The sequence below is a fragment of the Sporosarcina sp. P34 genome, from assembly GCF_002743375.1.
In the GTDB taxonomy this organism is placed as follows: Bacteria; Bacillota; Bacilli; order Bacillales_A; family Planococcaceae; genus Sporosarcina.
In genome coordinates, this window is record NZ_PDZC01000009.1 from 20,790 (window position 1) to 34,471 (window position 13,682).

Sequence of the window (13,682 nt, forward strand, 5' to 3'; positions counted from 1 at the left end):
AAGAAAGACAAGGAGTTACGACACGAGAACAGACTCTTTTTTCAGTCCATGGAATCGATTAATTCATTTAATGTTTTTTCATCTACTGGGCCAATGACTTTTTGTGCAATGCGCCCCTCTGTATCAATTATATACGTTGTCGGCATCGAGAACACACCATACGCATGTGTGACTTCCGCCGTCTTATCTAGCGGAATAGGGAAGCTTAATTCATAGGAAGCCACAAACTTTTCCACTTCACCTATACCACGTCGCTCAGATTCTGTGACGTTGACGGCGATGAGTTCTACTTGGTCTTCATCCGTAAGTTTCGAATAAAAACTTTCCATATGCGGCATTTCTGCTTTACATGGAGGACACCATGTCGCCCAAAAGTTCAAAATAACTTTCTTCCCTTTTAACTCGGAAAGCGTCACCGTTTCGCCTGCAAGTGTTTCGAGTGTAAAGTCCGGGGCAAGTGAATATTGTTCCAAACCTTCCTCTTCTAGCAATGCATTTTCCTGGCTGTCTTGTGTACTCGGTACTTCTACCGATTTTTTCTGTCCAACTGAATTTTCTACCATGATAAAGATCAATGTACCGACGAGCAATGCTGTAATAATATATCCGATCGTTTTCTTACTCACTTTACCTCTTCCTTTCCACTAATCGGTTGGGCGGAAAATTTCTCTACTGCCCACATGAACAAACCAATGAAAATGGTTGTGACGAATGCTGTGTTCACTAGATTTCCTTGAATGGCGGATACGAGAAAATGAACCGCTAGTAAGACACCAGCAAGTTCGCTCACTGTATTGACGTTCTTTTGTTGACACCACCACGACAATACAAAGACAGCGACAAATAATAGAATGGTTGCGATTTTCACTACGAGGTTGCCTTCATTAAGAAATGTCATAACAATTTGATAGACAGCTTGCCAGCAAATTAACGCAAGCAATAGCGACCATTTATCGATACGCTTCCACTTCTGTTTATATACTTGCCGGAGCAATAATACACTTGCTACAACTACCCCGAGTATCCAGCCAAACTTTCCCCCGTGGAAATAAAGAATAGACAGTGGATTTTTCATGACCATCGTAAAATCCGTTGCAATCACTGATACTTTCCAAATGATGACGATATAGAAGAATAGATCACCGATTCGCTCAGCATGCACTTTACCAAAGTATAATCGAATGAAAAGATAGGTCACTAGGAAACCCGCCATAAAGGCGATCCAAGAAGACGGCATCGTAATGGACCCAATTGGATAATATTGCGTCACCGGCATGGTCCATCCTCCTAATCTTTCTATGAACGTAGGAAAACCCACCTTTTCAGGCAGGTTTTCAATTTATGCTATATTAAAAAGAAACGTAATGCAAAGGATTGACTGCACTCGGACCTGTGGCGGAGAAGTTTCCTACATGCACTTCAAAATGCAAATGCGGACCTGTAGAGAATCCTGTCGAACCGACCGCTCCAATGAATTGACCTTTATCGACAGATTGCCCTGAGCTTGTACTAATCGTGGAAAGGTGACCATAGACCGTCGTCAAAATCTGGCCCTTCACGGAGTGCGTGATCATAATCACATTACCGAACCCCTCCATGCTTCCCGCATACGATACGACACCATCTCCTGCCGCTACAACCGGAGTTCCTGTAGGTGCGCTTATATCCATTCCACGGTGCTGTTTTCTCACTTTGGATATGGGGTGAATCCGCCAGCCAAATCCTGAAGTGAAAGTACCCGTTGTCGGTTTTGTCCACGTACCACTTGAAACAGGCGGAGCAGCAACGGAACTAGAAGATGCACTTGAAGGGCTATTTGCCGCGGCAGCTGCTGCTTCTGCTGCCAATCTTTCTTGCTGCAGCTTCTGCTTTCTCGCCTGCTCCTTACGAGCGACTTCCGCTAAACGATTTTGCTCTGCGATAATCTTCTTTTCTAGTTTAGAGCTGATTGCTACCGTTTCGCTATATTCTTCTTCTAACGCGCCTTTTTCGCTCGAAAGTTTTTCTTGACTCTTTTCGAGCTGATTGACAACTTCGCGTTTTTCAAGCTTTTTGTTATGCAATTCGTCTTTCAACGCTTGAATTTTTTGCTTGCGCTCTTCTTGTTCCGCTAATTTCTGCTCCACCAGTTTCTTTTCTTCCTCCAGCAACGCCATATCTTCTTCTTGCTGTTGAATGATTTTTCGATCTGCATCCATCAATGTAGACACCGCCGAGAAACGGTCAATGAAATCCGCGAAACTGTTAGCACCAAGAAGCACGTCCAAATAACTGACTTGATTCCCCTTGACTTGCATAACGCGAACGCGCTCACGCAAAACTTCGTCTCGTTGTTTGATTCGAATCTCTAATTCTTTAATAGATGATTGAAGTTTCTCAATTTCAATTTGGGTCTGATTCATTTCTGCAATGATCCGATCCATGTTTTGATTGGTTTCTTCAATTTTGTCATTCAGTTTTTTGATTTGAGAGACCAGTACATCGACTTTCGACTGTTTCTCCTGTATTTGAATTTCTTTTTTCTGAATAGTAGAATCTAAGTTTTTCTTTTTGATGTCTGCTGCATTTTTTTCATTCTGCAAATCTTTCAAAGAGTTTGCGAAGACGTCTGCACTGCCAATTGTTGTGGTAAGTAGACACACCGCAAGGACACTCGAAATGATTCTATGTCTTTTTATCAAATTCTAGTTCTCTCCTTAGTAAAACTTACGATTTCAAGAATTTTCTGACGGACATGAAACTGCCCCAGACGCCGATAAAGACGGCAACGAATAGAAGTAAAAAGTTTAATTGTAATAGGAATGGGTTAGGATCTAGCAAATGGAATAATTGATTTTGCAAACGACCTTCCCAGAAACTATACAACTTCGAATAAAATATCGTCATAAGCGTCATCGGAAGAATCGCACCAAACATTCCAAGCCACACGCCTTCGAGCATGAAAGGAATCCGTACGAAACTATCTGTTGCACCGACCAGTTTCATAATATCAATTTCTGTACGTCTCGCCACAATGGTGAGTCGGATCGTATTTGATATGAGAAACATAGCGGTAAACAGCAAAGCTACTATTAAGCCGAGACCGATATTTCGTCCGATTTTTAAGACTTTGAACAGTTTTTCTACCTTGCCTTCACCGTACTCCACGTCAAACGTATTCGGGTACGTAGCGATTTCATTTGCGATGGATGCGGTGTTTTTCGGATCATCCGCTTTAACATATAATGCATCACCGAGGGGATTGTCCTGTTTGTAGAGCGCTAACTCATCGCCGAACGATTGAATCATGTGCTCCAATTCCTGTTTTCGTGAGGAGTACTGGACTTCGGCAACACCTGAGGTTTCTTTGACTTCCTTCAATAGTTCCTGGACTTCTTCTTTACTAGCGCCTGGTTCCGCGACTACTTTAATTTCCACATCATTTTCGATGTTATCAGCCAGTTGATTCAAGTTCATCATGATGACGATGAATACACCAATCAATAATAAAGTCACAGTCACAGCGCTCACTGAAGCAAAGGTCATCCAGCCGTTTCGACTAAGACTTTTGAAACTTTCCCGAATATGACGTCGAACTGTTCTAGATTTCATTGGAGTATTCTCCTTCGTTCTCATCCCGTGTGATGAGTCCGCCTTCGATCTGTATCACGCGATGTGGTTGATTATCCACGATATCTTTATTATGTGTAGCCATAATAATCGTGGTGCCTCGTGCATTTATCCGTTCAAAAATCTTCATGATTTCCCATGAAGTTTCTGGATCTAAATTTCCTGTCGGTTCGTCTGCAATGACGAGCTTCGGTTGATTGACGATCGATCGTGCAATCGACACGCGTTGCTGTTCCCCACCTGACAGTTCATTTGGAAACATTCTAGTTTTCTTCGTGAGGCCTACTAATTTCAGCACTTCTGTCACTTTTTGCCGTATGACACTCGGTGATTCTTCAATTACTTCTAGCGCATACGCAATATTTTCATAGACAGTCAGTTTTGGCAGAAGTTTAAAATCCTGAAATACTACGCCAATTTGTCTTCTCAAATAAGGGACATCTTTTCTTTGCATTTTTGTTAGTTCCGTATTGTTGAAGTAAATCAAGCCACTAGTTGGGACTTCTTCACGATACATCATTTTAATGAACGTGGATTTACCTGCGCCACTCGGTCCAACAACATATACAAATTCCCCTTTTTCGATTTCGACATGAATTCCGTTAGACGCGACAACGCCATTCGGGTACTTTTTGTATACATTTTTCATTACAATCATACATCATAACCACCTGAATTTTGTTTTTCTCTCATATTCGCCATTTTTATTATATCATGGCCTTCATCTTACTATGTATTACAGTTATGTATCAATTAATTAGCAAGCAAAATAGGTAAAAAATGTTTTTCATCGATGAACAAAAAAATCGCCACCAAGAATATCTTGGTGACGATTGAGTATTCATTATTTTTTTTCAGCTAACCAAGCAGCAACTGCGTCTGCTTCTTCGCCTTTAATAATACCAGGAGGCATAGCGCCTTTACCGTTTACGATCACGTCGTGGATTTCTTCTTCAGAAAGTGTTGCACCAATTTTATCAAGTGCTGGACCTGCTCCACCTTCTAAGTTTCCTCCGTGACATGACGCACAGCTTTGTTGTACAACTGCTTCTGCATCTACTTCAGAAGTAGCAGCTCCGTTGTCTTTTGTAGCATCATCATTTGGTTCTGAAGCGTTGTCGTTGCCTCCACCACAAGCACCGAGAACTAGCGCTGCTCCGAAGAGTGTAGCCAATAGTTTGTTCTTCATGTAATATCCTCCCTTTTACTTAAATTTTTCTAACATATAGTAGTATACCAAATCTCAATCGATTTATGGTGAATAGAGAGGATAAAGTTACAAATTATCGAGGATAATCGTGTTTTTCGTCTCTTTCATTCCATAAAAGACGCTTTGGTAGTAAGTACATATATAGTATTGACCAAATTGATCATTCTTAAACATACCATTTTGTCATGTGGGTAAAATAACGAGTAAATTGGGCTTCTACTAGGGAATTGGTGATAAACAAACATAACTCTTTGTCACAGTTTGTAATATTGTAATGTCTTTGTAATATTCAAAAGGCAAATGTGACAAAAGTTCACATGCATAATCCATTACAAGATGATTTTCCTTTACTATAATCTACTTTCAGTTTAAACGGTAAAAATATTCCATCATTTTTTCAGGTGTTAGCACAAAGTTCATAATTTATCATTCCCTAAATCCTTTATTACATACGCATATGAGCTACTGTGTGAAAATGAACAGCCAAGCCAACTTCTAGTGAACCATACTAATTGTCACCCACTTACATTGTAGGGATTTGCGCGTAGGAGGGGCGACTCCCATTTAGTAAAAAAACAGCCGCAACAAGTCATGAAGAAATGACCTGCCTGGCTGTCTTTTTATGATTACGAAATTCTTGAACGCAAATACGCATTGATAAACTGGTCGATCTCGCCGTCCATTACAGAACTAACGTTACCTGTCTCTTCATTCGTACGGTGATCTTTCACCATAGAATACGGATGGAAAACATACGAACGAATCTGACTGCCCCAACCGATTTCCTTTTGCTCGCCACGGATGTCCGCCAAACGCGCTTCCTCTTCCTCCACGCGAATCTGGTAAATCTTCGCTTTCAAAAGATTCATCGCACGCTCACGGTTTTTAATTTGTGAACGTTCTGTCTGACACGTAACAATTGCACCTGTTGGAATATGCGTCATACGTACAGCGGAGTCTGTCGTGTTAACGTGTTGTCCGCCGGCACCGCTTGAACGGTACGTATCAATTTTAATGTCTTCCATCTTCAGATCCAATTCGATATCGCCGTCAAACTCTGGCATGACTTCAATAGAAGAGAATGATGTATGGCGTCTGCCTGAAGAATCGAATGGAGAGATCCGAACGAGTCGGTGTACCCCTTTTTCCGCTTTCAAGTAGCCATATGCGTTATGCCCTTTAATTCCGAGTGTGACAGATTTCACGCCCGCTTCGTCACCTGCTTGATAATCGAGTGTTTCGACTTTAAAGCCATGGTGCTCTGCCCAGCGCGTGTACATACGAAGCAACATCGACGCCCAGTCTTGAGACTCGGTACCGCCTGCGCCAGAGTGTATTTCAACTACTGCATTATTTTTATCAAATTCATCGCTCAATAACATTTGAAGATCGAATTGCTCCATCTTCTTTTTGAACTCTTTTAATTCGGCTATCAGATCTTCTTGTAACTCTGCGTCTGCTTCTTCCCGCAGAAGTTCAAGCGTCATTTCCAAATTTTCTTGTATTTCGTTCAATTCGTTATATTCGCCGACAATGTCTTTCAATGCATTCGATTGTGAAATCACCTTTTGCGCCGCTTCCTGGTCATCCCAGAATCCTGGCTCCAACATCATTTCATCTAACTCCTGCATGCTAGCCTCTTTGTTTTCTAAGTCAAAGAGACCCCCTAAAGTCCGCTAATTTCTTAGCTGTTTTGTCGAGATCATTGCGAACATCGGATAATTCTATCATAATGGTTTCCTCCTGAGTGGTTGTTTCTCTTTATGCTTTGCCGTGGCAGTTCTTGTACTTCTTGCCGCTACCACACGGACAAGGTTCGTTACGTCCGATATTGACAGTACGTCGGATAGGCTTTTTAGCAACCGGTGCGCCGTCTTCTTTCGGGTTGTTCGCTTGACCTTTTGCTACTTCTTCGCGCTCCAAGTTATTGCGAATTTCTGCCTTCATGACATACTTCGTCGCATCGTTTTCGATCGCCATGAGCATATCTTCAAACATGGCAAATCCTTCAGCCTGGTATTCACGAAGCGGGTCATTCTGTCCATATGCACGTAAATGAATTCCATTACGAAGCTGATCCATCGCATCGATATGATCCATCCACTTGGTATCAATCGCACGCAACAAGACGACCTTCTCAAATTCACGCATCCGCTCTTCGGACATTTCCTGCTCTTTCTCATTATAGCGCGCAATGACCAATTCGTGAATAAATGTTTGCAACTCTTCTGGTGTTTTACCTTCTAAGTCTTCTATTGTCACGGTGTCTTCAGCTAATAAGTTCGCTTCTAGATAGTCTTTTAAACCTTTGGAATACACGGTATCGTCTGCAGTGTGGGTCGCCACGACACGTTCAATAACCGAATCCAACATATTTTCAAGTACTGGGCGAATATTTTCCGAACCAAGTACTTCATTACGCTCTTTGTATATCACTTCACGCTGCTGACGCAGTACATCATCATATTGTAATAAACGTTTCCGTGAATCAAAGTTATTCCCTTCTACCCGTTTCTGGGCAGATTCAACTGAACGTGAAACCATTTTCGACTGGATCGGTGTTTCATCGTCCATACCGAGTTTGGTCATCATCGACTTCATTTGTTCGGAACCAAAACGGCGCATGAGTTCATCTTCTAATGATAAATAGAATTGCGTAACGCCCGGGTCCCCTTGACGCCCTGAACGTCCACGGAGCTGATTATCAATTCGTCGTGACTCGTGTCGCTCCGTACCGATGACCGCTAAACCGCCCACATCCTGGATATGATCGCCCAGTTTAATATCCGTACCACGACCCGCCATGTTGGTTGCAATCGTTACCGCACCTTGTTTACCAGCGTCTTGAATGATTTCAGCTTCTCGTTCGTGATTCTTCGCGTTCAAGACATTATGCGGAATGCCGTATTTTTTCAAGAATGCTGAAATGATTTCTGACGTTTCGATCGCTACTGTACCGACTAGCACCGGTTGGCCCTTTTCGTGTCGTTCTTTAATATCTTCTGCTACCGCTTTATACTTTCCATCCATCGAGGCATAGATCAAGTCCGGACGGTCATCACGAGCAATTGGTTTGTTGGTCGGTATGGCAATCACGTTCATATTGTAGATGTTGCGGAACTCTTCTTCCTCCGTCTTCGCTGTACCCGTCATTCCAGACAGTTTTTCATACATACGGAAATAGTTCTGGAACGTAATCGTCGCAAGCGTCATCGACTCATTCTGAACTTCGAGTCCTTCTTTCGCTTCAATCGCTTGGTGCAACCCATCGCTATACCGACGGCCTTTCATCAAACGTCCCGTGAAGGAGTCAACGATGACCACTTCGCCTTCTTCCACAACATAGTCTACGTCATTATGCATACTTACATGCGCTTTCAATGACTGATTGATGGCGTGGTTTAGCGTCACGTGTTGCAGATCGAATAAGTTCTCAATGCTAAATGCCTTCTCCGCCGCTTCAATCCCTTGTTCTGTCAAAACCACACCTTTAGTCGACTCATCGAACGAATAATCTTCTTCTTTTTTCAGTGTGATCACAAAGCGATTGGCTAAGCGATATAATTCCTGGGCTTTCGCTGCTTGACCTGAAATGATCAGCGGTGTACGTGCTTCATCGACTAAAATGGAGTCCACTTCATCAATTACGGCGAAATGAAGCGGGCGCTGTACTTTATGTTCATTATAAAGCACCATGTTGTCACGCAAATAGTCGAAACCGAGTTCGTTGTTTGTACTGTATGTGATGTCGGCTTCATATGCTTCTCGCTTTTCTTCTTTGCTGAGACTGTTCAAGTTCAAGCCTACGCTCATGCCAAGGAATGAATACAACTGCCCCATCTCTCCCGCGTCACGGCTAGCCAAGTATTCGTTAACGGTTACTACGTGGACGCCTTTGGAAGTCAGCGCATTTAAATAGACGGCGAGTGTAGAAGTCAACGTCTTCCCCTCACCGGTCTTCATCTCTGCGATATTCCCTTCGTTCAGCGCTGCAGCACCCATGATTTGCACGCGGAACGGGTATAGCCCGAGCACGCGGCGAGAAGCTTCACGCACGACAGCAAACGCTTCAGGTTGCAGATCTTCAATGGTTTCGCCTTGCTGATAGCGCTCTTTGAATTCATCTGTTTTCGCTGTCAGTTGTTCGTCTGACAGTTTTTCCATATCCTCAGCCAATAATTCTACTTGATCGGCAATTTTCTCAAGTCGTTTTAAGTCACGTTTGTTTGGGTCGAACATTTTATTTAATACGCCAAGCATTTATCGTCACATCCTCATAGCTTCATCAATTAGCAGGACGCGCCTGCCAGTTGTAAGTTCGTTGTCTAGGTATATTTAAGCCACACTCCATTTTAACATTGTAAAAAGCTAGGTGCAAATGGTGCACTGTATCTTTTTTCCTAAGTTTGAATGGGTTAGGCTGAATGGGGTGTGGGGGTAGGGATTGGCGCTTCGGAGGGGACGCGTTCCGGAGAGCGTGGCTTGAGCCGCTTCCTTCGCTTCGCTACGTCCAGGGTCTCAAGGCGCACGCTGATCCTCTCGGAGTCGCCCCTCCTACGCGCCAATCCCTTGCAATGTGTGTGGGTGACACTTTTTGTTGTGCATTAAAATTAGTCTTGGAATTAATTTGAAATTAAACTTAATAAAGTTTAAAGGCAACAACAATTCACACACTATCTACAGTGATTGATCTACGTACCTCCACCATCAATGTAGGATTGAAGCGGAAGCTGGCGGTGACTCCCGATGGCTCACCGCGGGCCCATGGGAAAGCGTCCGCCAGCTGGAGCTTCAATCCCCCCACACACCCCGTCACTCACAAGTCATAAACCAAAAAACAAGCCCAGCATAAGCTGGACTTGTCTTGTTGCGTATTAGTTTGTTTCGATTAAGCCGTATTTGCCGTCTTTACGCTTGTAGACAATGTGTGTGCCATCGGAATCTGCATCCGTAAAGATGAAGAAACTGTGGCCTAGCATGTTCATTTGAAGGATCGCTTCTTCTTGATCCATCGGCTTCAAATCGAACTGCTTCGTACGTACCACATCGAACTCTCCGTCGTCTTCGAAATCTGGAGTAGGATTACCATCCGCCGTCTGGAAGTAAGCTGCTACCCCTTCACGATCACGTGACTTACGATTAACACGTGTTTTATATTTACGAATTTGACGCTCTAGCTTGTCGACGATTAAATCCACAGCTGCGTACATATCATTGTGACGCTCCTCTGCGCGAAGTGTCAAATTCTTCATTGGAATGGTAATTTCCACTTTTGTTTGTTTGTCACTATACACTTTTAAGTTAACATTTGCTGTAGCGTTTACACCTTCAGTAAAGTAACGCTCCAGTTTCTCAACTTTCTTTTCAACGTACTCTCTGATCGCCGGAGTTACCTCGACGTTTTCACCGCGAATATTGAAGTCTAACATATGAACTCCTCCTTTGTTTAAACCCTCACTACCTTACTTCTTCATAGTACCCTTAAAATCCTTTCTAAAACTTAAGAAATATGCAGAATTGTAAAGAAACTTCTGATTCATGTGAACTTATTCCATTTCTTTCACTTTACGGGCATGATGTTTTAATTCTTCAGTGATCAGCGCATCCACTTTTTGCTCTTCACCAAACTCGAATCCATATTCAAAGCCATATTTCGTTTCTTTTTTCCAAGCCACATTGCCTAAAATTTCGAAAGGATGCTGATGGATTATAAACTCTAATTGCAGTACCAGAATTTCCGAACGTACAGGCAAATCCAGATGCGTCACGAACTTCACACCGCCCGTGCTGATATCCAGAATTTCGCAACGTCCTTCATTAGACATGCTTTTCTCTTCATTGTTTAATTGAATGCGGAATGTGGCCGGTATGTATGGATTGAACGGGTACCGGAAGTAGTCGTGGCGATTATAACGCATAGGATTACTCCTTTCTCTTGAATACCAATATGTAAAAAAACCGAAAGAGATTCCTCTCTTCCGGTTATCAGTGCTTCGAATCGAAATAGGCACCGTCTTGAGACATCTTACTATATGGATTTACATAGCTATTCATGTTTTCTTTTTTTGCTTGGGATTGTGAAATGTCTGTACGAATCGCATGTGTGAAACGTTGCAGACTCGTTTGCACATCTTTCTCCAAACGAATTAATTCCTCACCGAATGCATCTTCTTCCGCTGTGAAAGGCTGGACGATTTGTGACTGCAACAAATCACGTTCATTCAGTATCTTATCGATTTCTTCGATGACTTCATCACGCTTTTCTTCATCTACTACCTGTACAAGCGCAATCAATCGAAGTGAACGGTCACGCCACATCGTCATGGCAGGTCGGATCATATCTCACTCACGTTGGAGTATTGTTTCGAACGATTAATCTGGATTACTTGTTTCCACGTATCGCGGAATTCCGTAATGATTCCTGCCGCTTCTTCAAACATCGCTGGATCATTTTGGATATTGCCATCGATCAAGCGGCTGTTCACGAATTCATACAAGACAAGCATGTTTTTGGATACGTCATAGGATGTATCCAATGTCAGCATTAATTCCGTCACAATCGCTTGTGCTTTTTGAATCGCAATATTTTTTTGCTCCAAATTACCTTTAGCCAGCTCCATCTTTCCTTGCTGAATAAATTTAAGGCATCCGTTATAAAGCATTAAAGTTAGCTCACCGGGCGTTGAAGTCGTCACCGTATTCGTTTGATATGCTGCATAAGGGTTGTTAGTAGCCATTTTATGTCATTCTCCTTTTTCTAGCTAAGTTGCGTTACATGCCGCCGCCAAGTGAACTCATCAACTGAGCAGACTGTGAATTCGCACGTTGGATAGCTTGCTCCATTGCGTTAAACTGTTTCCAGTAACGATTTTCCATCATTTTTAACTTACTTTCAAAGCGCTCGATTTGTTTGTCCATGCTTTTAATTGAGCGTCCAAGGGCAAATGTATCGTTTACCGCTGTTGAACTACCCGCTTTAACGGTAATCTTTTTTTGCGCGTCTTGTAATTCAGTTCGGTATTGTTGTGCAATTCCTCCCTTTTTAGGATCCGTATTGCTTTTACCGATTAAATCATAGACTGCGTTTGGATTTTCTGAAATTTTCGCACGAAGTGTATCTTCATTGATTGTCAATTTACCGTTGTCTAAATAATTACTCGTGGTTTCAATGCCTAAATCTTTCAGACTGATTTTGATTGGGTTTCCATTTTGGTCAAGACTCTTACCATCTTTATCCGTAGTATTAACAGATGCAGACATAATAGAACGTAAATTATTTAACATAGAAGTAAGTGCAGGATCGCCCTTTAAAGTACCACTCTTGGCTTTTTCTTCCCAAAGCTCAATTTCCTTTTCTTTCATATCGGCTTTTTGTTCATCGGAAAGTGGGTGGAAAGACTTAAATTGTTTTTCTTTAATTTTAGTGTTCAGTTTTTCGATCATTTCATTATAGTCATTGACGAATTCTACTACTGATTTTAGGATTTGCTCCGTGTCTGTAGAAGAACTGAAAGTCACTGGGGATGTTGTAACTTGTTTAAGTGAAACTTCAAATCCATTAATAGTGAAAGTATTAGATGCACGGGTTGTATCAAGACCGTTAAATATGAAAGACGCGTCCTCACCTTTTACTTTAGTAACTTCATCTCCTACTAATTTTAATTTTTCCGCAAGATTACTTTCATTATTATTTTCATCTATACTCGATATCTTGATTGTTCCTGATTCCTTTAGAATTGGATCCTCGTTACCAAATCCACTTTCTTTAGCACTCATTGCGATTTTGCCTGTTGATGAATCGAAAAATGCAGTAACGCCTGTTTTTTCATTAATTTGATTGAGTACATCACTAAGTTTATCGGACGATTTAACAGTAATAGATTTTGCTTCTTGCCCTGGAGTCTCTATTATTAACTTATGTTCTCCTTCGCCCACTAATAAATTTAACTCTTCAAGTGTTTTCGTCTTTATTTTCTCTTCTGTTAATTTTATGCCTTTTTCATCTAAAATTGTGCCACCTTGCAATGTCGCTTGCTTTGCTAACGTTTTCACTTCAATCGTCCCCGAAAAGTCAGAAATAGATCCCTTAGCTGTAATACTAACTGCCTTATCGTCAGACACATTGACGCTTTTCTTCATATACGTACTCTGCTTCATGACTGTATCAAACAACTTATCGCTCGACTTTCTCAAGTCACGGTTGGTGGAACGATAATCGTCTAGTTGCCATTGTGTGTATTGTTTCTTTTGTGTAATTTTATCAAGGGGAATCCGATGCGCTTTCATCATGTCTCTGATAATGGATTCTGTATCGATTCCGGATGCCAATCCGCCGATTCTCATCATGCCTCACACCTTTTTCGTTATATTTTATGATCGATTAGTAATCCAATGAAGTCTTTCATGGCTGCATGTATGTCGAGCATTTTTTTTGGTGGTATTTCACGAACTACCTCTTCCGTTTCAGGGTCCACGATCGTTACGTAATATTCATTCAGCTGTTCGTGAAATTTGAATCGTAACTGGACATTCGCACTTTCAAGGAATTTGTTCATACCATTCGTTAATTCTTTCGCCTCACTCTTTGACAACTCCACCTGTAGTTTCGGTGTCATCTGTTGAGTTGGTTGACCAATGGGCTGAATGCCTGGAACTTCACTTCTGTTTTCAACGGTCCCACTCGCATAAGATGTTTGCACTGGTTGGGTTGCGGGGCCTTCGCCAATTCGGTTGACCATGCTGGTACCCCCCGTCTTCAATGAACAATCGTTATATATAGTATCGGATTAAAATACGCGATGTTGAGTGTAGCTCCAGCTTTTCTTCTATAGAATCATTGTTGTTGTAAATTTTAGCTGTTTAT

Annotated in this window: 14 protein-coding genes; all 14 read right to left on the reverse strand. The window is 42.0% G+C overall.

Translation table 11 applies throughout. The annotated features are described in order from the left end of the window. Positions 1–41: 41 nt before the first annotated feature. Entirely contained in the window at positions 42–626 is a 585-nt protein-coding gene (locus tag CSV63_RS12670) for a peroxiredoxin family protein (RefSeq protein WP_099696135.1), read from the reverse strand. Further along, positions 623–1,276: a hypothetical protein gene (locus CSV63_RS12675; protein ID WP_099696136.1), complete on the reverse strand. Its 654-nt coding sequence runs from the start codon at positions 1,274–1,276 to the stop codon at positions 623–625. The genes CSV63_RS12670 and CSV63_RS12675 overlap by 4 nt, the downstream gene beginning before the upstream one ends. A 73-nt stretch (positions 1,277–1,349) precedes the next feature. After that, positions 1,350–2,681: a murein hydrolase activator EnvC family protein gene (locus CSV63_RS12680; RefSeq protein ID WP_233192095.1), complete on the reverse strand. Its 1,332-nt coding sequence runs from the start codon at positions 2,679–2,681 to the stop codon at positions 1,350–1,352. Between the two features lie 25 nt (positions 2,682–2,706). After that, entirely contained in the window at positions 2,707–3,591 is an 885-nt protein-coding gene (gene ftsX, locus CSV63_RS12685; protein ID WP_099696137.1) for a permease-like cell division protein FtsX, read from the reverse strand. Continuing rightward, the gene (gene ftsE / locus CSV63_RS12690) at positions 3,581–4,267 is read right to left on the reverse strand and encodes a cell division ATP-binding protein FtsE (RefSeq protein ID WP_099696138.1); all 687 of its coding nucleotides are present in this window, start codon (positions 4,265–4,267) and stop codon (positions 3,581–3,583) included. The genes ftsX and ftsE overlap by 11 nt, the downstream gene beginning before the upstream one ends. A 186-nt stretch (positions 4,268–4,453) precedes the next feature. After that, positions 4,454–4,798 carry a cytochrome c551 gene (gene cccB, locus CSV63_RS12695; protein ID WP_099696139.1) on the reverse strand — a complete coding sequence of 115 codons (345 nt, stop codon included), beginning with the start codon at positions 4,796–4,798 and terminating at the stop codon, positions 4,454–4,456. A 647-nt stretch (positions 4,799–5,445) separates the two neighbouring features. Then, positions 5,446–6,547 (reverse strand): peptide chain release factor 2 gene (prfB, locus tag CSV63_RS12700; RefSeq protein ID WP_099696217.1). Its coding sequence is split into 2 segments (ribosomal slippage): positions 5,446–6,474 and positions 6,476–6,547, totalling 1,101 coding nucleotides; the frame shifts between segments, so codons are not numbered across the junction. Between the two features lie 33 nt (positions 6,548–6,580). Next, positions 6,581–9,079, reverse strand: coding sequence for a preprotein translocase subunit SecA (gene secA / locus CSV63_RS12705; RefSeq protein ID WP_099696140.1), 2,499 nt, complete (start codon positions 9,077–9,079; stop codon positions 6,581–6,583). Between the two features lie 614 nt (positions 9,080–9,693). Continuing rightward, positions 9,694–10,248 (reverse strand): ribosome hibernation-promoting factor, HPF/YfiA family, encoded by a 555-nt coding sequence (hpf, locus tag CSV63_RS12710; RefSeq protein WP_099696141.1) that lies wholly within the window; start codon positions 10,246–10,248, stop codon positions 9,694–9,696. Positions 10,249–10,365: 117 nt separating this feature from the next. After that, a complete protein-coding gene (locus tag CSV63_RS12715; RefSeq protein ID WP_099696142.1) occupies positions 10,366–10,737 on the reverse strand; it encodes a PilZ domain-containing protein in 372 nt (123 codons plus the stop codon). A 67-nt stretch (positions 10,738–10,804) separates the two neighbouring features. Further along, positions 10,805–11,158: a flagellar protein FliT gene (gene fliT / locus CSV63_RS12720; RefSeq protein ID WP_099696143.1), complete on the reverse strand. Its 354-nt coding sequence runs from the start codon at positions 11,156–11,158 to the stop codon at positions 10,805–10,807. Next, entirely contained in the window at positions 11,155–11,556 is a 402-nt protein-coding gene (gene fliS / locus CSV63_RS12725) for a flagellar export chaperone FliS (RefSeq protein ID WP_085133016.1), read from the reverse strand. The genes fliT and fliS overlap by 4 nt, the downstream gene beginning before the upstream one ends. Positions 11,557–11,590: 34 nt before the next feature. After that, complete coding sequence (fliD, locus tag CSV63_RS12730; RefSeq protein WP_099696144.1) at positions 11,591–13,165, reverse strand: flagellar filament capping protein FliD; 1,575 nt, start codon at positions 13,163–13,165, stop codon at positions 11,591–11,593. A 17-nt stretch (positions 13,166–13,182) separates the two neighbouring features. After that, the gene (flaG, locus tag CSV63_RS12735; RefSeq protein ID WP_099696145.1) at positions 13,183–13,557 is read right to left on the reverse strand and encodes a flagellar protein FlaG; all 375 of its coding nucleotides are present in this window, start codon (positions 13,555–13,557) and stop codon (positions 13,183–13,185) included. Between the last annotated feature and the right edge of the window lie 125 nt (positions 13,558–13,682).